The sequence below is a fragment of the Aerosakkonema funiforme FACHB-1375 genome (assembly GCF_014696265.1).
In the GTDB taxonomy this organism is placed as follows: Bacteria; Cyanobacteriota; Cyanobacteriia; order Cyanobacteriales; family Aerosakkonemataceae; genus Aerosakkonema; species Aerosakkonema funiforme_A.
On sequence record NZ_JACJPW010000130.1, the window covers coordinates 1 to 21,892 of the forward strand.

Below are 21,892 nucleotides of genomic sequence, written 5' to 3' on the forward strand. Positions count from 1 at the left end.
CGTGAGCGAATCCTTGTTTTCAGGGTTGTTGATATTCATAGCCGTCAGCCTTATGAATGGTTTTCAAGTATTTGGGGTGTACATCAAACTTTTGAGTGGGTAGCTGAAGAACAAAGCTTGGTCTAAAACGGATAGCAATGCGACCTGTATATTTCCCTGTATACTTCCCCGACAAAATATCAGCCTTAACAATGTCGCCAGTTTGAAATCCTTGGAAAAACTGACGCTTTGGAGCATGAGCTTTGGGGAATCCGTATTTATCGGGACGACAACGTTGACGAGTCCCGTGTCCCTTGGCTTTAACAATTAAAGTGTTGGCGATGCGATTCTCAAGAGATGGTGGTAGCCATCTCTGTTTGCGAGTTCTGTTTAAGAAACGAGGCTTGCGGTAACGGGTTTTACGGTTACGACGACCTCTTCTTAAAGACCGCCTTGATTCAAGCGCATCTTTAATCTGTTGTCCTCGATGGGTGATTTCCAAAGCATTTGTTACTCGCCCTGTCTCTTCTTGAACAACAGCAATACCAGTCACTTTAGAACCTGGATCGATTTTGATTCGGTGAGGATGAACAGTGGAACATTCTACTGTTCTATCTTGCAAAACAATGCTAAATAGATAGCGCTTAAATACCTTAGCCCTCCCTTTGTTCAATAATTTTCTCGCCCGCGCCTGATGGCAGGGGTCAAGAGGCTTGCGGTTTTTATCTAGAACAAATACTCGCATTACTTTGAGTCTCTCATTACTGGTAAAGTTTGCCTCGACAAGGTTACTTGAACTTTTTAGGTACAACTCACTGGCTTAACTCGCTACACCTGTTTAAAGCTGTACGAAAGAGCTACGAACTGGCACGCATTCGTAGGTTTCATAATCCAAGTAACGTAGTTCCGTAGAACTGAGTCTGGTCAACTAGAGCTTTTGCAAGCTCCCGCTATAGTTCGTTAGAACTTAGCGGTGAGTCGTTGAGTGGCAACGATCGCAATAAACGCTTTTCTATATTGTCACATCATCATCTGTTTATTAAATACCGTTAGAAGGAGTCTCGGTTGGGATTGGACTTGGGGAAGGAGGGGTCTCGGTTTCATTTGGACTTGGGGAAGGAGGGGTCTCGGTTTCATTTGGACTTGGGGAAGGAGGGGTCTCGGTTTCACTTGGACTTGCGGAAGGAGAAGGAGTATCGATTTGAGTTGGACTCGGTGAGGGAGAAGCAGTTTCGCTAGGCGCGGCGCTAGGTGTGGGTGAGGGAGAAGCAGTCTGGGTGGGTGTGGGAGGTGGTGGGGGATACTCAGCTGTTAATTTGAGTTGATAATTAATTGGTGTTGATGCTTTGGAAACAACTACAAATTCGTAAAAACCTTTTGAAGATAATGTTCCTGACCAGCTTCGCTTGGTAGGATTTTCCAGAAGTGGTTTTTGTTTGCTGCTAGGGGGATAAACTGATAATAGAATTTGTGGATCGGCTTGCAGATTTAAGTTCATGAGTTGACCTGCATCAAGTCCGGCGATGTAAGCTTTGCCTTCGCCTGGTGGGAGAGTACCTTTGACTTCTGTACCAATAGCGCCGGGAGGAAAGACAATTTTTTCTAAAGCGTTGTTGTTCTTCAAAGCGTTGACTTTATCGAATGCGATCGCGTGCCAAATTTGACCTGTCGGTTGGTTGAGAAACTCCTCAAAACTGAGGTTCAGTTTTTTGGCAGAGTAATCAGATGCAAAAGATGAATACTTGGCATCAGTTAAAGTAAAGAGAGCGCGACTGCTGAGGTACAATTTATTCACTTCTCCTATCCAGCGATCGCGATCGTTTTTATCGAAACTTCCCAGTTGCTGACGCGCTTCTGCACTCAAGTTAGCTTGTTGCAAGTTGCGGAGTAATTCATCACCTATGCTATCCCACTGCGCCCGCAACTGTTCGTCTTTGGGATCGTCGCTGAGGGTAGTTCCCCGCAACTTGGGATTTTTTTGCCAAAATATCTGATTGACAAAATTAACGTAAAAGTTGTAATTAATACCCAAATTGAGGCGACGCTGACGCAAAGCTTCTTTGCGATCGCGTTCTGCTTGCGAAAATTTTGGCGGTGGCGGAGGTTCGGGATCTTTTGTCGGCGAAACAATCGGTTTATCTGAAGGTTTTTGGCCTATTTTCGGTAATATTTTGCCACCTACTACCCAACCGATACTACCGGCGATCGCCACGAGAACGCCGATTAGCACTATTTTGCCGAAAAAATTAGGTGAATTGCCCGTACTTTGACTGGGAACTGGATTGACTGGTGGGGCGGGGGCAGGTTTGGGGGGCGAGACTGCCAAAGTAGCTTGTTCTGTTTGTGGGGTGGCTTGTGGGGTAGCTTGTGGGGTGGCTTGTGGGGTAGCTTGTGGGGTGGGCGTCCCGCCCGCCACAGGCTGAGTTGCAGGTGTTGGGGGACTGAGGACTTGCAATACATCGCGGGGAGATTGGTAGCGATCGCCCGGTCGATAAGACAACATTTTATCTAACACCGCACCGAAATTCTGACTGAGGGAAATTTCCCGCCGCCAATTCCAAGTCATCGCGTGCATATCGATTAGCTGTTGCGGTTCCTTACCCGTCAGCAACACCAACACCGTTGCTGCCAAAGCGTACAAATCGCTGTGAGGATAAACTGTTCCCACTTGCATTTGTTCGTTTGGTGCGTATCCAATTTTACCCAAACGAGTCGCAAAAGAAGGAACAGCGCCGGGGGCAGCTTGAGTAAATTCAGATTCTGCATTTGCTGCCACTTGCTTAACGCCGCCAAAGTCAATCAGTACCGGCAGCAAGTCCGAACTCCGCAACATCAGGTTATCTGGGGAGATATCGCGGTGAATTACATTCATGGCGTGAATATATTCCAACACGGGCAGAATTTGCAGCATCAGCTGGGTAACTTCTACCTCAGAAAATCGCAGTCCCTGACGTTTGCGAGTATCTAATAAAGCACGATAACTTTGCCCTTCTACGTAATCTTGCACCAAAAACAGGTGTCCTTCCTCATCCACCTTGGTGCGGAACAGTTCGCGAAAGCGAGGAATTTGGGGATGTTGCAGTTTGTAGAGGACGCCTGCTTCTCTCTCAAACAATTCTGATGCTTTTTGCAGTGCGTAAGTACCGCGAACTTGGGGCGCAAATTCTTTGAGAACGCAATGTTCTCGGAAGCGGTTAAGGTCTTCAGCTAGATAGGTGCGTCCGAAACCGCCGTGTCCGATTTCGCGTACAATGCTATAGCGATCGCCCAGCACCACACCTGGATAAATACCCTTACCGGCAGGTTGATTCAGCTTCTCGCCGCACTGCTGACAGTACATATTAGTGGCAGCGTTCTCGTGTCCTTTACTGCAATAGTTTTTTTGCATTCTCAAAACCTTTAAACCCACATTGCACTTCTAGCCCTACGTTGTTTATGCCTAGCGATTTGGCGTCTGCTTTGATTTGTGCCTCATTGAGCGTAGAAGCATTACGGAATCGACGTTTAGTGCTACTGGTAATGTCGTATTGAAATAAACCATATTCATAACAAACTTTAAGTTTTGGACTCAACTTAAAGTCTTGGGTTATAGGGCATTATACAACATAGCGTGAATAAACATCTGCTGGAATAGGGGTTCCTGCCGTTGCCGACCCAGGCATTTCGTGGGCTAATTCTTTAGTGAGATCCCAGCAGACCGCCGATTTGCTAGAGTGGGTATCGCAGTTATAACTGTATACTCTACTGTTCACTGTTCGCCGTTCACTGCTAACAGTCAGCGGTCAACAGTCAACAGTACTGCACTTCAGTCTGCTAGTTGGTTATTAGTTTAATAGTTTTTTATCGTCACGTTTTACCTTATTCCAGGGAGATAGTGCGTTACGAAGATAGCTAACGCAGGATAGAAAATATTCAACTCACTCGGCTTCTTAGATATGCAAGACAAAAATTCTGCGATCGAACAAGTTTTATTGCGATTCCAGCATGACGTGGAAAATTCCCGCAAACAACTGTCTGCTATTGTCTTCACCCCTGGAAATCATTTGTGGTTAGGTTCCGATGAAACGTCAAGTCTCGAACGTTTGTTTTCTACTAATGGCAAGACATTTGAGAACCACGAACGCTTTAAGTTAGCAGATTTTATCACTTTACCGATCGATACAGAAACCGAAGTTGATATTGAAGGCATCGATTATGCGGAAAACTACCTTTGGTTAGTAGGTTCTCACAGCCTCAAACGCAAAAGAGCCAAGTCCGATAAATCCGATCTGGAAAATATCCGCAGATTAGAAAAGATCGAACCTGAGAAAAACCGCTTTTTATTGGCACGAATTCCTGTACTTGCCGAAGAATTACAAAAGTCTTGTCGCCACCCAGAAAATCCGGATAGAGAATTGAGGGCTGCTACATTAGAAACAACCAAAAGCGGCAATTTACTCACCGATGCGTTGTTAGAAGATCCTCATATAGCTCCGTTTTTAAAAGCGAATATTCCGGGCAAAGAGAACGGGTTTGATATTGAAGGATTAGCTGTTTATAAGGAGAAAATTTTTCTCGGTTTGCGTGGCCCAGTGCTGCGCGGTTGGGCGATCGTCCTGGAAATCCAGGTAGAAGAAAGCGCTCCCAATACTTTGAAACTAAAAAAAGTAGATGGAAAGCTATACAAAAAACATTTTCTTGACCTTTCTGGGTTAGGAATTCGCGACTTGCGTGTCGATGGCGAAGATTTGTTGATTTTAGCGGGGCCAACAATGGATATAGATGGCCCGGTGAAGCTTTACCGCTGGCAAAATGGCGTAAATGTATCTGACGATGTGCTGTCAAAACCGAAAGCAATTTTAGATATTCCTTTTGGCGATCGCGAAGATCATGCTGAGGGAATAGCGTTTATTTCTAACCCTGAAAAGCCAAAATCGCTGCTTGTGGTTTACGATTCGCCAGCTAAGAAAACAAGACTTCAGGGAGATGACGGCGTTTTAGCTGATATCTTTCAGCTTTAAAAGTCCCGGTTGAATAGCCATAGTTAAATTAGGTACGTAGTTGCGCTTTAGCGCCCTTATCCGGAGCGAAGACAGCGCAACTACATACCTAAGATATTTTATTATCGCTGAAGTTTAAATTATTGGGAATTGCTACCATACTGGAGTTTAGACATCCCACCTGTGGTGCGATGTCTAAACTCCAGTATGGTAGCAGAGTGACAGTTGTGGTAACAAAAGGTATAAGGTATAATCTGTCTTGTGCTGCTCTTTTAGTCGAATTATTGAGATTGATTCCTAATCAGCCTCTGAATTATCAAGGATTTGGCCAAAAACCTGCTGAACCAAGCCTTGACTAACAAAAACTTGCCAAAAGCAGCCAGAAGAGCAATATCTTTTTAATAAAAAATAATATAGCTCAATTCAAGAGTTGTACTAAGGAGTAATTTCAATGACGGTTTTTTATGTTTATCTCACAAAGCAGTGTAGCGATGATGCTACTAATCATGGGGTCATCGAAGATATTAAAAAGTTTGCTGAAAAGCTAGAAAAAGATCAAAGTACAAGAGGACTCGATCCATTTCCGAAACCATATTGGAAAAAAGCAGTGGCAAAAGGTCGTATTGTTATTGAAGAGTATCCTCTGAATGAAGAAGATATCATCCTGCTGTGTCTATCCCGATATTTTGTGCGAGGGGATCGAGAATATGAACTTTTTTGTGAAGATCCAGAAAAATTTGGGAATAAAAACAAGATTTCTGAATCTGAAGTAAAGGAAATTATTGAGCAAAGAAAACAGCAACCAATTACTCCCAAACAAGATCTGTCGCATATTGAGCTTCAGTATCTTCAATCGACATCAAGCCATCATTTGACTGATGACGTTGTATTTTTAGAAAGTTATGACTGGGTTGAGCGTATATCTCAGGAGGATATCAAAGATTATCTTTTACGCTATTACGACTTAATCTTTAATAGTTTAATTTCTAAGATTGCAGACGGAGAATGGACATCCGAGGGAGATTTGGTCGAAGACTCCAAGAATTCTAAAATTAAAATTCTATATCGGTATTTTCCAGAACACAGGAGAATATTATTAATATCTCCCCTAAACGCAAATAACAATAACGATCAAGAAGAGTTACGAGAAAAGTATAAAGATATTTTAGGTAATTCACAAGTAGAACTTGAAAAAATTGTCCGTCGGAGTCGCCGTGCCTACCCTTCGCTCATTACATATTTTGACGATACCTGGATGCAAGTTCAGAAAAGTGCTGAGGCTAATTTGGCCTTGTCACCCGAAGAAGAGAGTATTCTGGAACTAATATCAAATTCTGGTTCTGGAAGTTTGAAATATCCATTATTTATCAATGGACGACCAGGTAGCGGTAAATCAACGATCCTCCAGTATCTATTTAGTGAGCATTTAACTCAGTACCTCAAAATCAGTGATAGCAATTCATTACCGAATCCACCGTTATACCTAACCTATAGTACTCCTCTTCTGAAGCAAGCTCGCTCATGTGTAGAAAATATTTTAAAATGTGGTGCAAAACATATTGAGGATGGATATAACCTACAAGACAATCAGAAACTGGAACATATATTACAGCAAAGTTTCCGTGATTTTCATAAATTTTTGCTTGAACAACTTCCTGTTCAATTGAAGGAGAATTTTGTGCCTGCCAACTATATTAACTTTGAGCGGTTCCGCAAAGAATGGGATATTAAGCGAAAATCACACCCTGAGTCCAAAGTGCGTAAGATTAGTTCAGAGCTTGCATGGCACGCAATACGAACATTTATCAAAGGTATGCAAAACGAGTCTGGTGCGGAAATCGATCCGGAGTTTTATGAATTTGAATTGGATCGTGATGCAAAATCTATCTCCGATAAAACATTTAAATTAATTTACCACAATGTTTGGGAGAAATGGTATAAACCACGTTGCGAAGAAGAAGGCTGGTGGGATGACCAAGACCTTGCTCATAAAGTTTTGGAGCATTCAACGAATGAACTATCGCGCTATCCAGCAGTGTTCTGTGACGAGGCTCAGGATTTCACTAGCATTGAACTTGAGTTGATTGAGCGTTTATCTCTTTATTCTGACCGCAAATTACCTAGCCATCGTGCTAAGGATGTTCCGTTTGCCTTTGCTGGCGATCCTTTTCAAACGTTGAACCCCACTGGATTCAACTGGAATGCAGCGCAAGCGAGCTTTCACAAGAATATTGTTCAGCAACTCGATAGCAGCGGTTCTGCCAAACTAAAATTTAATTTTCAAGAACTGTCCTTCAATTACCGCTCATCAGAACAAATTGTCAAGCTGGCAAACTTAATTCAGCTTTTACGAGGGAGGCTGCTACGTATTAAAGGGCTACGTCCACAGCAAAGCTGGACGGGACAAGAAACCATCAGTCCTGTATGCTTCCGCGCCAATGATGCAAGTTGTCAGAATGCTATTCGAGAACAAGAGGAACTGGTTATCATTATTCCTTGTCAAGAGAACGGCGAACAGGAATATGTCAAAGGCGATAATTTTCTTTCTAGTTTTGCTTTAGAGAATGAGCAGGTTTTCAGAAATATTTTAAGTCCAGCAAGAGCTAAAGGATTAGAGTATAAGCGTGTATTGCTATATAAATTTGGTGAAGAAGTAATAAAACGAGTGCCGGAATTGCTGCAACATATTAATGACCCGAATCGTGAACCTCCTGAGATTGACAAACGTTTAGAATGGGAGTATTTCCTTAACCAATTTTATGTTGCAGTAAGCCGCGCTCGCAAACGTTTGTTTATCGTAGATTCCGATCAAGCACTAAATGAGTTCTGGAAATTTACAGACATCCAAAAACAACGTGAACTGCTTACCTTATATCAAAATATCAATAGTAATGAACAGTGGAGTCTTGAAAACATAGGTGGCATAATAAAAGGTGACGACAGTAGTTGGTCAGACGATCGTGATGATCCCTTGAGATTAGCTGAGGATTATGAGGCTCAAGGCCGTAGCCAACGAGATGAGTATCTGCTAAATCTTGCTAGATCGAACTATCATCGTGCTAACCGTCCTGAGAAAGCCAACCTTTGTCAAGCAGCAGCCTATGAATTTAGCGAAGATTTTGCAAAGGCAGGTAATTTATTTAAAGAGCTAGGGCGAGCCAACGATGCTTGTCGGTGCTATTGGTCTGGAAAAGATGCACCTGCAATTACCAACTTGTTTGAAAGCTTTCCTGAAATTGCCAACGACCCACGCTACATAGCATCAAGTGTAATTACACAGAATCAAAATACCGTTCAACGAGTTGACCCTCTACTGACTGCGTTAGAAAATGTTCAATCCCTAGTATCTGAGGGTTCCAGGGAAATTAGTGCATGGCAGTGGTTTTTTGAGGAACTTATTACTAAAGTTGAGCAGGCTATTGAACCGAGCAGCGAAGATGCTCGTTCAAGCTGGAGACCGTTAGTTGAAGGTGTAATCACAACTTTAAATCGCCTAAATTTTTCTCCGAAAGATCATTCAAATATTGCTAAGCTGTATTATTCAGTTGGGGAATTTCAAAAAACTGTCACATACTGGGCGGAATATTCTCGTACTCAGAAAAAGCCACAGCAGCCAATCTGGGTTACTCGATCGTGGGCTAAAATAGAACCCTATCCCCAAAATATTAAATATTATCATCAACTGCAAGATTACAAGGCTGTAATAGACGCTTGGCGAAGTGCCGATCGCCCTATTTCTGAAACACCAGTCAACCTGATTCTTGAATGTGCTGGAAAAATTGGCGATCTTGCGGCAATTCGTTCTCTACTTCCTGCCTGCAATGACATTGGTAAAGTCACTGACCTTATCAAAGAAACTAAAAGCGAGTTGATTAATGAAGCATTTGGAGCTATTATTGTTGCTTTTTTCCAATGTCTAGAAAAAAATAGCGATTGGTCTAATATTGTTAGGTTTGCTTGCGAGCGTAAATTAGATTTAAAAAATTTAAAGGGTGTCCAAAAACAGCAGTATGAATCACTATATGAACAGTTAGAAAAAGTAAAAATAGAACAATATGTTACCATTGCAGCGGCTGTGCGTGTGCTTGCTAGATCGGAGCGTTTGGCTGCTGAGGCTGCTGAAAAGCGCGATTATAACCAAATAATTTCAAATTTTTTGGAATCGTACTTAATCGTAGACGACCATACAACAGAAAAACAAGCGATTATGCAATCAGTTCATAGTATTATTGAAATCAAGGAAGTAGGAGCGGCTTTTGAAAGGGCTTTCAAGCTAACTTCTGCTCTTAAATACTATGACCAATTGTTTAAAAATGATAGCTTTACAAAGAAGTATCTTGCTCCATCAGACGAAGACATACTGTTTGCTCAACGGCGTTGGATCAAATGTAAATATCGTCTTGCCGATCTTCCTGAGACAGCGCAAGACAAGATAAAAGCCGATCGGCTTAGAAAGGAAGCTGACCAGTTGGCAAACAAATTTGGTATATCTAATGATCCTGAGACAGATTACCCAGAACTGGGTGCGATCGCAGAACTGAATATTCCTACTTGTCAAAAAGAGAACTTTTCAGAACCATATCAACCAGAGACAATAGCACCGAACGCGATCGCTCTAACGGGAGAATCGCCTGAACCAGAAAAACTATCAACATATTTCTCCGTGAAAGGAGAACTAGAACTGGTTGTTAAAGATTTAAAGTTAAAGGTGGAGATAAAAATGCAAAAGCAGAGGGTTTCCCTTACACGAGTAGATACTGAAGATCACGTTTCTTGTAGTCCAAAGAAGGTCTCTAGTGAGGATGTGTCAGTAGAACAGTTACAAGATATTAGTTCTACAGTAAAAGTTTGGGAAATTAAAGAATGGAATATTCAATGTGAAATTCAAGCCTATGCAAATAATTGCATTATTCGGCTAAAAACGAGTGAAGGCAAACCGATTATTGGCTTTGAATTACCGAAAATATCAAGCTGATCTCATTTTAACTAGACTTTAGACAGTCGTGCCGCTGTGCCATAGTCTAAAGTCTAGACCCTACAAATAGCCCATAAGAGTCTGCGATCGTGCGCTTTGGAGAACTACACCAATTTGATTGTTGAATATTTCCATATAGCGCAGATCTGTTTCATTAAAACTAGCTTTAAAATAATCGGGAACTTTGGGCCATTCCGCAGAGTTATACTCTGGAAAATCACCGCTTTTGCGTTTGTTGAGTAATTGGGTGACACCAAGCAATTCACCATCAAAACCCAAAACTGGCATACATAATAAGCTACAAGTGCGATAACCTGTTTCTCGATCGGTTTTTTTCGCATTTTCGGCGCTGGGTCGATCGTACAAGTCAAATGGTATAATTAATGGCTGGCAAGATTGAGCGACTTGTCCGACAAAACCAACGCCTATTTTACATCGCAGTTCCCCTAGTTCTGGTAGTTCTGTCCATAATTCACCTGTGTTGCGATCGACTAACCAAAGGGTACTGCGATCGGCATTGGTGAGTTTTTTTGCTTCCGACATAACGCGCTGGAGTATTTCTTTGGAATTGCAACTGCTTTGGCTAACTGAACTAATTGCTGACCACAATGCTTTGAGCGCTCGTTGCTTTTGAATTGTTTTGATTTCTCGATAAAAAGATTGGAAACCTTCCAAGATCGGTAACATTGAGCTAGTGCGTTGCGAGAGCCGATCGAAATCCGATTCCGTGAAGCCATTGGGGTCAGCCGATTTTGGATTTTGGATTTGGGATTGTGGATTGCCTAATAAATCATTACTAGCTAAGTGGGGATATATTAATTTTTTGGTTAATTCGACAATGGCAACAAAATCTCCCCCTTCGTTCCACAGGGGAATAACATAAGTATTACAAATATGCTTATAATTATGTAAATCATTCCACCATTTTACATTTAATTGCATGGGTTTTCTTGATTGGCAAGCGATAATTTGTCCTGCTATCCCTTCCTCAGCAAGAAGAGTAATTTCTGTGGGCATACCTCCTCCATCTTCCAAAATAACCGACCAAAGTGTGTTGTTGTCTGCATTGAATAAGAAAATATTTACTTGTTCGGCATCCACTAATTTAGCTATCGATTGAGTAAGAAGATTCAGCATATTATAGAGTGCATTGTACCAAGATTCATCATCCTGGTTGCCTACAGCATTGCTGAGCATCACTAAAGTATTATGCACAACTTCTTTGGATTTACTTTGGGCGATTTGTTTAAGCGTTTCGTGGGTTTTAGCGTACTGAAGAATCACGCCAGCGCGTTCGTTGAAAACCTGCATACAGTGGCGATCGTTCTCGTCAAAGCTAGCCTTGAATTGTTCGGGTGCTTTCGGCCAATCGGCTGGGTTATATTCTGGAAAATCTCCTGATTTCCGTTTATTGAGTAATTGAGTTACACCCAACAATTCGCCTTCAGGATTTAAAACTGGCATACATAACAAACTACAAGTGCGATATCCCGTTTCTTTATCGGTTTTTTTAGCATTAGAAGCATTAGGATGGTCGTACAAATCAAAGGGAATAATGATCGGTTCGCGGGATTGAGCGACTTGACCTGCAAAACCAACGCCAATTTTGCATCGCAGTTCCCCTAAATGGGGAAGTTCCGTCCACAAGTCACCGCGATCGCTATCCACCAACCATAACGTACTGCGATCGGCATTCATCAGTTTCTTTGCCGCATCCATCACCCGTCGGAGTATTTCTTTAGTATCCAAATTGCTTTTATCGAGCGATCGGGTAGCTTCTGCAAGCGCGGCGGTTGCTCTTAGTTTCTTAGTAGCTTTATATGAAGAACGACAACTTTCCAAAATCCTTTGAATAGAAGGAACAAAAAAATTCAATCTTTCTCGGTCTACTTTTGTAAAACCATTTTTATCAATTTTCTGGGACAAATCCTCATTGAGGTTATCGGGTTGCTTCAATTTGTTAAGTAACTGGATAATAGAAACAACTTCTTTGCTGTCGTTTAATATTGGAATAGCTAATAAATTGTAGGTGTGATATCCATATTTTTTATCGAACTCTTTGACGAGAACGGAACGCGGGTCTTGGTAAAGGTTGGCCCGAATATTAATAAATCTCTTTGTTTCGGCTACTTTGCCAGCCACGCCTTCTCCTACTTGTAGCTGAATATCGAGGAATTCATCTCCTTCATTTTCAGCCACAAGCGACCAAAGTTCGGTTTTTTCTTCATTTAGTAAATAGATAGTGGCGCGGTCTGCACCCAGTAAATCTCCGATTTGCAAAGTGATATGGCGCAGCACCTCATAGAGGTCTCGATCGGAACCTTTACCTTCAGCTATTTGACCGAGCTGAGATACTAAAAGTTTTCTTTCTAATTCTGCCAGGGTTTTGATAAATTCCGCGTCGCGGGGGTCAACTTCTGGCTGTGTTGGGTTTAATGCTTTGTCAACCCAATTTTGATTAAATACGGACTCATAAATGCGATTGCGTACTTTTAATTTGCCTTGATGTTTACCTACTAAACCTGACAGTTGCAGTTCCATTTGTTCGGCGCTGTCATCGGCGACGATCCCCTCGTTCCCAGGTTGAACCTGGTAACGATTTGACCAAGGCTCTGCCTTGCTAACACGAGATTGTAGAATTTGCTGATATAATTGCAGCAGCTTAATACAGCGCTTATCATCCCGAAGAATGCGATCGCGTATCGTTCGCAAATGTTCTGGTTCGTCTTGGCTTTCCCAATTTTCGATAATGCTCGATCGCACCAATCTTTCCACCCATTCCACCTCACCGCCATCGGGAATAGTATCATCAGAATCAATGATTAATTTACACAACTTCTGAGTTAAAAAAGGCTGTCCCCCCGTCCAACTCAACACAGCTTCTAGCAATTTATACGGATTTTCCGATTTAAATTTCAATCCTTCTGTCAGCGGTTCTGCTTCTGGTAACTGAAAGCCATTGAGTTCGATCGCTTCGCCAAAATTGAAAGGAGTACTGTTATTTCTCTCTCTGATTAAATCGGAAGGCGATGCCACTCCTAATATGGCAAAAGTCAAGCGATCGTATTCTGGTTGTTCCGCTCGATTGTTATGGCAAGCCCGAATTAAACTGAAAAAATCATTTGCCGAAAATGGTAATCTGAGTACGCTATCAATTTCATCGATAAAAATGACAATATTTTTCCCAAACAGCGACGGATTAGTTAGCAAGACCTCTTTGATAAACTTACTCAATCGCTTGATGGGCGAAAGTCTGCCATGCTTCCCCCACCAAGCATCAAAGCTACCGATTTGCTCTGTCAGATTAAAACTATCTACTAATGTATCGGTGATACTGCCAAAAAACTCGCTTCTGGTGATATCCGGACTGATAATCTCTGTCAAATCGATCGCAGCACAGGCAATTCCCCCATTTTTTAGCCTTCTCATTGTCTGCACGAGCAAACTAGACTTACCCATTTGTCGGGAATTTAGCACATAACAAAATGTGCCTTTTCTCAAATGGTCAAACAGCTCGTAATCTGCCTGTCGCCAAACGTATGTAGGCGCATCCGGGGGTAAACTTCCACCAACTTTGTATTCGTAATTCATAGGCTAATTTACTATAACGGCATTCCAGCTTAAATACCCATTCAACAATTCATATTACCGAATATTGATGAAGTCCAAGGATCTAATCAGTTCTTGTAGGCTGGGAACTCTGAGGTCATGATTTTCCCAAGTCAGAGCCATTTTTAGGAGCGAGTATTCCATTGCTAAGTACCAACAAAACGATCGCGAAAATATTGCCTTGTGTGTTAGTAGCCGATCGCAATTTTAATCCGACAGACCTGCTGACTGTAAAGCTTGTGCAAGTAGTTCCGTTAATTGTAGCGTCTCCGCCCATTGGTTGAGATAAACTTTGTCTAGCTGTTCGCCTTGCAACTTCATTACTCCCAAAATGTCGCGCCATTGCTTTTCCGATTTAAATCTCCCCATTCGATACCAGATGAGTTTCTGCAATATGATGTCTTCGGATGTCGGTAAAACTATTACTCGGTCAGGGTCTTGTCGGATAACTCTAGCTTGGCGACGCTGGAATTCTGCTTGATTAAATGGTTGATCTTTGAGAATAAAAATATCAATTTTTCCAAGAGATTCGTTGTCAATTAGGTTAAAGGACTCTTGCGAGCGAATCGCCTCTCGTACAGCAGTTTCTGATACAGAAAACCTCGGTTGCACCGCCTGGATTAGGCTTTCAACCTTTTCAGGACGCAAATCTGCTACCAAGTCAATATCTTGGGTGCTTCGCGGTTCGCCCAAAAGGGAACTAGCTACCGACCCACCTACAAGGTAGGGAATTTCTAGATTGTTTAAAATGTCAGCTACAACAAGCGCTAAAGAAATTGGGTCGGTTAGCATTAGTGGTTGCTCCCATAAAAATGGATAAACAGATAGAATACTCTCGATCGATTGAAAGTCCTCTCCCAGCGTTCGGATCGTAAATTCCCGTCGAATAAAAGCCGGGTCAGCATTTGGATAGCGATACCGAATCGCTAAAAGACACATTTCCCAACAACCCTTAGTCCAACCGCTAATTAGCTCAGCTTTTTTCCAAAACGGAAGCGTGCGCCACAGTCCAAACTGTACCTGTTCGGCTTCTATAGAAGTATCCAGCGATTGCGTGCGATAACCGGGCGCGGACGTGCGAATCAGTGTCATGGCGTCAGTTTCTCTGCTACTTTTGACTATCGAGAAAACGATCGCGAAAATATTGCCTGTACAAATCGTTGCGGATCGTCACCTGATTGCCTTGCAGATGCAGTAATCCGATACTATTTAATTTATATGCGATCGCCGACTTTATCTGTAGGGGTTTATTAGTAGCAACCACCTGTTTAAAACATTCTGCAAACTCTGGATTTCGTTCCAAGTGCCACAAGTGCGATCGCAAATGTTCCCCATAAATTCCCGTATCGGTGGGCGCTTCTTTCAGTATGCCATCCAAACTCATATTTTCCCGCGCCATCTTATATAAAGCCACTCGCACTAAATGAGGATGTCCGCCCACCATTGCCATCAGTTGCTTAACCTGAGTTTCTGTTAAATCCAACCCATGTCGTCGCGCCAAATCCTGTACCTGTGCAGAGTTAAACTCCGGTAACTCGATCGGTAGCCCTACATTAAACGGAGACAAATCTTTACTCAGGGGAATATAAACTTCTGTACCGTGGACAATTACCAGCCGAAAGTTTTTCCAAATATCGCTTTGCTTGGATTTTTCGTGCCAAGCCCGCAGCAAACCGAAAAAATCATCAGCCACTTTCTCTTGGGGAAAAATGCGATCGACTGCATCCAAGCCCAAAACTAAGGGAGTAGCAATTTCGGCTAATAGATATTTTTCAAAGTAATTAGTGCAATTTTTTTTACTGCCTAAAAACTCGCTCCAGCGGCTATCTAGCTGAATCGGTAGCTCTAAGTCATCCGTTACCGTAGCACAAAACCATTGCAAAAATTGATTTAAATCCCAGAAAACTTCCCGATCTGCCAACTCAAAATCTAAAGCTACCGAACGATAACCAAGTCTTTCTGCTTGTTGCAGCAACCTCGTCATCAGAGATGTTTTTCCCATTTGCTTGGGAGCTTTGATGCGAATTAAGCTTCCCGGTTTGGCAATTTCTTCATAAGCGCGTTCTTCGATCGGCGGGCGATCGATATAAAATTCCGAAGCCAGATCCAGCGAACCTCCCGGTAACTCAAGATGGGAATTGATGATTGGTAATTGGTAATTCTGCTCTGCCCCTCTGCCCTTCTGCCCCTCTGTCCCTCTGCCTCCTACCGCTCTGTTCCCCCTTAATTCCTCCAAAACTAACCGCACGGTTTTAATGCTGACTTTTTTCTCGGTAACATCTGATAGCAGCTTCCATAACTTGGGAGCTATTTCTCGCTGTATAGTGTTACTGCTATAACCAGCCACTTGGATATCCTTTAGTTTCTCACCTAGCAAAGCCTGCCGAAGTATATTTTTTTGCACATCACTTAAAGGTTCTCCTGTTTTTTGGGCGATCGAATTATCTGCAAGTTCTACAAGTTTTAATACCTCGACCCGATCCATTACGCACCCAAGTATAAGTATTTACTAACTAGAAAGTCGTCAAGCAATGGGAGAAACCGAGTTTCTTGGGCTGAGAGCAACAGAATCAAAAGGTTTGCCGATCGCAGAAACCCGGTTTCTTACCGTCTTTAACGAATTCTTGACCGATCTTCTAGGATAACATGAATTTTCTGAATTTTCTGAAAAAATCTAATTACTCACCAATTAGCTAATGAAAAAATCATTGAATTTTATGAGTTAAACTCCTGAGTATTTTTAACATAAAGATCCTGTTAATATAATATAGTTAATAAATGAAACCACAGACAAAACAATTTTTAGTAAATAATTACAACCGATATAGTTGAGATTTTAGCATTAAAATCAAATCTCAAATTGCCAATAAATTGCTAGTCTGCGGTCAAACAGATTCCCTGTCGGCTCTGAGTAAAAGGTATCATTCAAAAATGAGAAATTCAACAGCCACGGCATTAGCCACCAGAAAGTCAACATTTTATGAATTGATTGCCCCTCTCAACAAAGAAAACTTTAAGAAAGAGCTAAAGGAAGTAGAAAAACAGTTTAAAACCGTCCACAGAACGCTGTCAATGTTAAACTTTGACAGCCAGAACTTTAACGGTGTTTTAACTGAAATGGTAACGGCGATCGCCTTAAAAACAGGCGAACTTTTGCGTGCCGATCGCACCACCATCTATCTGTTGGATGAAGCGTCGAACGAACTGTGGTCTTTGATCGCCAAAGATGATGAAGGCAATGGTTCTCTAGAAATTCGCATACCAGTCGGACAAGGGATTGCCGGAGAAGCTGCCAAGTTGAAAAAAGCGATCAACATTCCCTTCGACTTTTATCAAGACCCACGGGCGACCGCAGCTAAAGAGTTAGACAAAAAACATCATTACCGCACCTACACCATGCTAACGCTGCCCCTCTTGAACGATGAGGGAGATTTGGTGGCAGTTGTCCAGCTAGTGAATAAATTAAAAAAGAATTACGCCTTCGGAGAATCCTTGCGGGAAAGAATCGATCGGCAAGGCTTTACCTGGGATGACGAAGTTTTGTTTGAGGAATTTTCCCCGTTAATTCGGCTAATTTTGGAAAGTTCCCGTTCTTTTTATGCGGCGACGCAGAGACAGCGTGCAGCCGAAGCACTTTTAGAAGCGACGCGATCGCTTGCTTCCAGTAGCTTGGATTTAGATTCAACCCTCAAGCGGGTGATGGACGCAGCGCAAAAACTGATGAATGCCGATCGCAGCACCCTCTGGCTATTAGATCCCGATCACAAAGATCTGTGGGCGAATATTCAACAGCCAGATGCTTCTTTTAGAGAACTGCGAGTCCCAATTGGCAAAGGGTATGTCGGTAAAGTTGCCAAATCCGGTAAACCTCTGAATATTCCTTTTGACTTATATAAAGACCCCGATTCCGAAGTTTCTCAACAAGTTGACCAGATCAACGGTTATCGCACTTGCAGCTTATTGTGTATGCCAATTTTTAACGCCGACGGCGAGTTAATTGGCGTCACTCAACTGGTCAACAAACGCAAACAAGGCGATTTTCCTCCCTACAACCCAGAGGATTGGCCCCATGCACCGGAGTTCTGGAAGGCGAGTTTTAATCGCAGCGACGAAGAATTTATGGAGGCGTTCAACATTCAAGCTGGTGTCGCCATCCAAAACGCTAAGTTGTTTGAAAAAGTCAAGCAACAGTACGAGACGATCCAGCAACAGTATGCCAAGATTCAGCAACAAGAACAGATGCAGCGAGATATTCTCCGCAGTCTGACAAATGGGGTAATCTCCACCAATGCAGCCGGGGAAATTATCGCCGCTAATCCCAGCGCCAAGAAATTGCTGGGTTTTAACAATGGAGAATCTTTAGAAGGGAAATCCATCTGCGAGGTAATTCGGATCAAAGAAGGTGACTTTAGCAGCTGGTTTGGGGCAGCTTTAAAGGGACGCGATCGCAAAGCGCGACACCAGTATTATCCAGATCGGACTTTGTTATCTACCGATCTGGAGTCCCGCAGCGTGCATTTATCGATTAATTCGATCGCCGATGCTAGCGATGCTTCCAATGTTTACGGCGCTTTAGTGGTGATGGATGATATCAGCGACGAGAAGCGACTCAAGAGTACGATGTACCGCTACATGACTCAAGAGTTAGCCGAACAATTGCTACAAAGTGGGGATGCTAAGTTGGGAGGCGATCGCAAAGAAGTATCCATCTTATTCTCCGATATTCGCGGCTACACCAACTTAGTGGAAAACATGGAAGCCGAAGAAGTCGTGAGTATGCTTAACGAGTATTTCTCGGCAATGGTGGAATCCATATTCAAGCATAAAGGCACCCTGGATAAGTACATCGGCGATGCGATTATGGGCGTGTTCGGTTCCCCAGTACCCCTACGGGATCATGCTTGGAGAGCAGTGCAAACAGCTTTGGAAATGCGATCGAATCTGGCAGAATTCAACGCTCGTCGTCAAGCTGCCAATCAGCAATCCATTCGCATTGGCGTTGGCATCCATTCTGGCGCTGCTATCAGCGGTAATATCGGTCACCAACGACGAATGGAGTTTACCGTTATTGGCGATGATGTTAATTTGGGTTCCCGTTTGGAAGGCACCTCAAAATTGTACGGCTGCGATCTTGTGATTAGCGGCAGTACCTATACTCCCTGTGCAAATCGCATTTGGGTGCGCGAACTCGATATCGTGCGGGTGAAGGGAAGAACTCAACCGGTATCGATATACGAGCTCGTTGGGTTGCGTTCCGATCCAATTCCAGCCAAGAAACAGCAAACGATCGAACTTTACGAACAAGGTCGCGAGTTATATCTCCAGCGCAACTTCGATCTGGCATTGCAAAAGTTTGATGCAGTGCTAGCGATCGACAGTCACGATAAAGCAGCTCTGTTGCATCAGCAGCGTTGTCGCAGCTGGATGAATACCACCCTACCAGATGACTGGGATGGTATCGAAACGCTTACCGAAAAATAGGCGAGCTGGTTTGAGCGAATCGCCTATTCTCAGTTGGGAATTGGGCAATTGGGAAAAAGCTGATTATTCATCCCAAATCCGCTTTGATGACCGCCTTTATCTCGCTCGGCTGTTGTAGAGACCTTTCATGAAGTCTCTACAATGAAATGGCCAAAAATTAAAGGGGGTAACAAACCCGGATTTGGGATCGTAGGGCTTACGCAAATAAACCCTGTTTCCAGACTTATGTCTTAAAGAAACGCGATGTGGAACGTAAGTCCTAGAATTAATAACTCATAACTTCCCGACGCCCGACGCTTTTACCGCGCCACCTCGTCCTCAGTCTCTACGCTCAACTACAATTAAGCTTCTTCTTCTTCTTCTCCTCCTTCAGTATCCGCATCTCGGTCAAGTTGAATCAAACGAATGTGCTTGTATCCGAGCCGAATTTCAAACTCATCACCTGGCTTTAATCCCATTGCCTGGGTGTAAGCAGATCCGATCACAATTTGACCGTTCTTATGTACGCTCACCCGGTAAGTCGCTTCGCGACCGCGACCATCTTTCTCACTTTCTGGCTCTAAAGCAATGCCTTTAGCTGCCAGTACAGCATCGTAAAAGTCTGTCAGATTGACGCGGACTTGGTTACTTTTGGTCGTGGTGTAGTAGCCACAAGCCTTAGCGGTTTCCCGGCGCGATAGATGGGAAAGTTCTTTGACTTTTTGAAGTAGAGCTTTCCCTGATAATGGCGCTGTTGCAGTTTCAGCCATAAAATTGCCTCTGACTAAATTTCACTTCTTTTGCATTATTGAACCATATACCATTGTTCATTAAACATCAACTACTGCGGTGAATTCTTTTCTCTGTTGTTAAAACTTATCATTTTCGCCAAGACCGCTCTCTAAGTAATCTTGGCCAAGCGCTTAGGCATTTAACAGTGTAATGACGGCGAGGGAAGCCAGAGAATTTTTTTGTAGCTTGTTGAGGATGAGTGGCGATCGCACGGATGGTGAGGGGAGAATAAGTGGAATTGGGCTGCTGTTGAACTCGCCGATCCCAGTGGCGAGCGCTCTTTTTCGCATAGGTAATCGTAGCTCGTGCGGCGACTTTCCTATGTTCTTGTTGAGGAATCCTCTCCCACTTCACAAGTAACGCCGAGTTGCCTTCACGCCATAATGGATGGGGGCAGCACAAGCGCAGAGGAGATCTACCAGCAGAGGGAAAAGAGTATTGGCTAGGAATGCAACTTGGTATCACTGCGAAACATTCCGATACGCTCTTTCTTCTCAAATGGAAATTCCGATTCTCGTTAAAATTTCCCCAACAGGGAACGGGAACCGTAAAAAAGGATATTTATTTTACTTAGAGAGGATTTAATCTAGAGTTGGCAGATTGGCTAAATCCTCCCCACTGTTTGCATAGCAAACAGGGGTTTTTGGGGTGCTAGTTTATTTGCAGTCTTAGGGCAAGCTTTACCGCAAGCAGCTGGCGAGCTAGATGCAACCGGAAACAATACTACACATTAGAGTAGACTCATGGCATTTTTTGCGATCGCATTCTCTGACACTTCATTCTCCTTTAAAAAGGGTTCCATTCTACCGGCCCTCGATTGGTAGCTTCTCCCATGCTTTGCCACCTTTGAGTCTCCGATCGATTTGTTTCTCTGATTGCCTGTAGTTGCCCTGCGATCATCGCCTGCATTTGTTCTAATTCCTCACGGCTCCACTTATAGATGTGCGGTGCAACATCTTTAGGAGTGAGGTCGTGGGGAGTGCGCTCTTGTTGCATATTGTTGGCCCTTTTTGCAATTGATGCCTCGATTATTCCGCTCGCTAGCTACTAATCCAAAAAGCATCATAATTACCAGCTCGTGGGTTAGCAATATTTTTAGCTAACCCATAAGCAGACTATATGTGTGCTAAGTCCTTTCCTTACTCGCTGTCAGTTATGGGAATCTTTACCCGCGTACTGTCCGCAACGGATGTGGAATTGGATTTGATAAAACAAATAATACCCTTTTCGGTTCCTCGTGTCACGAGCGCACCACATTTAACCGGTGCGGGTAACAAAGATTAACAAGCACTCCTGGGCGCACGTTTTGGTATGAGAAGTAACAATTGTGTTCAATCTTACAAGCATACTTAATAATAAACTCGTTCTTGCGGTAGAAAATAAGCTTGTTCCTGCGGTAGAAGTTTCCGGAAATAACAAAAGTTAACTTACATAGTAAGGACAGCTGAATCCAAACCTCGATAACTCCAAAAAGGGCGAAAGGTAGATGATGGCGTGGCAAAAGCGATCGCAAGAGCTCTGCGGCTAAGCTCACTTGTCGGAGCAGCTATAACCTGCCCAATCCAAACCGAGCTAAAAAAACTCATCTCATCCTACCCTCAAACCTTAACGGGGTATAAACAGCATCAAGTCTGTGTAAGACTTGGTTGGGGACTGCGGGCAACATACACCTGATGCTTGGGAGAACGAAAGAGATGAGAAAATATCAGTTTCATGACGAATACACTTTATCAGAAACAGCCGTAGAACTTGGCAAAAAAGCTATGCAGTTAGGGCTAATTCGTAGTTTTGTCGTGCATTACTTTCCAGACAGCAGCCAATTCTATATCCCTAACGAAAACGAATCCGAACCCCTGACACCAGAACGAGCATATCTTCTGCTCAAGAGAATCGTCGAACAATCTGGTAATTAGAAACCCTTAAGACAGTCGAGTGCGATCGCACAATACGGGCAACTCGACATATGGGTTAGGGAATAGGGAGAGCGGGAGAGCAACGCGACCGCAGAATACCCCATAAAAGTAGAAAATGTACATAATACTTCCCCCACTTCCCCACTCCCCCCATCCCCCGCTCCCCCGCTCTTCTCTAGTCCCTA

General features: G+C 43.2%; 14 protein-coding genes. 5 read left to right on the forward strand and 9 right to left on the reverse strand.

Annotation, left to right across the window (positions count from 1 at the left end; genetic code table 11):
- Positions 1–19: 19 nt before the first annotated feature.
- From iscB to H6G03_RS32040, 3 genes are all read right to left on the reverse strand, one after another.
- The gene (gene iscB / locus H6G03_RS32030) at positions 20–724 is read right to left on the reverse strand and encodes an RNA-guided endonuclease IscB (RefSeq protein ID WP_190474036.1); all 705 of its coding nucleotides are present in this window, start codon (positions 722–724) and stop codon (positions 20–22) included.
- Positions 725–1,018: 294 nt separating this feature from the next.
- Positions 1,019–3,367, reverse strand: a complete 2,349-nt coding sequence (locus H6G03_RS32035) for a serine/threonine-protein kinase (protein ID WP_190474038.1) — start codon at positions 3,365–3,367, stop codon at positions 1,019–1,021.
- Entirely contained in the window at positions 3,345–3,551 is a 207-nt protein-coding gene (locus H6G03_RS32040) for a hypothetical protein (RefSeq protein WP_190474041.1), read from the reverse strand. The genes H6G03_RS32035 and H6G03_RS32040 overlap by 23 nt, the downstream gene beginning before the upstream one ends.
- A gap of 363 nt (positions 3,552–3,914) precedes the next feature.
- Here H6G03_RS32040 and H6G03_RS32045 point away from each other — a divergent pair, with 363 nt between their 5' ends.
- On the forward strand, positions 3,915–4,979 hold the full coding sequence (locus H6G03_RS32045; protein ID WP_190474043.1) for a DUF3616 domain-containing protein: 1,065 nt from the start codon (positions 3,915–3,917) through the stop codon (positions 4,977–4,979).
- A 430-nt stretch (positions 4,980–5,409) separates the two neighbouring features.
- Entirely contained in the window at positions 5,410–9,933 is a 4,524-nt protein-coding gene (locus H6G03_RS32050) for a UvrD-helicase domain-containing protein (RefSeq protein WP_190474045.1), read from the forward strand.
- Positions 9,934–9,993: 60 nt separating this feature from the next.
- On the opposite strand, the gene H6G03_RS32055 is transcribed toward H6G03_RS32050, so the two are convergent.
- From H6G03_RS32055 to H6G03_RS32065, 3 genes are all read right to left on the reverse strand, one after another.
- On the reverse strand, positions 9,994–13,524 hold the full coding sequence (locus H6G03_RS32055) for a GAF domain-containing protein (RefSeq protein WP_190474048.1): 3,531 nt from the start codon (positions 13,522–13,524) through the stop codon (positions 9,994–9,996).
- Positions 13,525–13,749: 225 nt separating this feature from the next.
- Entirely contained in the window at positions 13,750–14,634 is an 885-nt protein-coding gene (locus tag H6G03_RS32060; protein WP_190474051.1) for a hypothetical protein, read from the reverse strand.
- Between the two features lie 16 nt (positions 14,635–14,650).
- Complete coding sequence (locus H6G03_RS32065; RefSeq protein ID WP_190474053.1) at positions 14,651–16,027, reverse strand: AAA-like domain-containing protein; 1,377 nt, start codon at positions 16,025–16,027, stop codon at positions 14,651–14,653.
- A gap of 446 nt (positions 16,028–16,473) precedes the next feature.
- Between H6G03_RS32065 and H6G03_RS32070 the strand changes: the two genes are divergently transcribed.
- Complete coding sequence (locus tag H6G03_RS32070) at positions 16,474–19,023, forward strand: GAF domain-containing protein (protein ID WP_190474054.1); 2,550 nt, start codon at positions 16,474–16,476, stop codon at positions 19,021–19,023.
- A complete protein-coding gene (locus H6G03_RS37590; protein ID WP_191057061.1) occupies positions 18,995–19,141 on the forward strand; it encodes a hypothetical protein in 147 nt (48 codons plus the stop codon). The genes H6G03_RS32070 and H6G03_RS37590 overlap by 29 nt, the downstream gene beginning before the upstream one ends.
- Before the next feature lie 223 nt (positions 19,142–19,364).
- Here the strand turns inward: H6G03_RS37590 and H6G03_RS32075 are convergent, their stop codons facing one another.
- From H6G03_RS32075 to H6G03_RS32085, 3 genes are all read right to left on the reverse strand, one after another.
- Positions 19,365–19,772 (reverse strand): AbrB family transcriptional regulator, encoded by a 408-nt coding sequence (locus H6G03_RS32075; protein ID WP_190474055.1) that lies wholly within the window; start codon positions 19,770–19,772, stop codon positions 19,365–19,367.
- Between the two features lie 109 nt (positions 19,773–19,881).
- Positions 19,882–20,259: a hypothetical protein gene (locus H6G03_RS32080; protein ID WP_206756656.1), complete on the reverse strand. Its 378-nt coding sequence runs from the start codon at positions 20,257–20,259 to the stop codon at positions 19,882–19,884.
- A gap of 321 nt (positions 20,260–20,580) precedes the next feature.
- Positions 20,581–20,790 carry a hypothetical protein gene (locus H6G03_RS32085; protein ID WP_190474057.1) on the reverse strand — a complete coding sequence of 70 codons (210 nt, stop codon included), beginning with the start codon at positions 20,788–20,790 and terminating at the stop codon, positions 20,581–20,583.
- 698 nt (positions 20,791–21,488) lie between these two features.
- Here H6G03_RS32085 and H6G03_RS32090 point away from each other — a divergent pair.
- On the forward strand, positions 21,489–21,707 hold the full coding sequence (locus H6G03_RS32090; RefSeq protein WP_190474058.1) for a hypothetical protein: 219 nt from the start codon (positions 21,489–21,491) through the stop codon (positions 21,705–21,707).
- Positions 21,708–21,892: the final 185 nt, after the last annotated feature.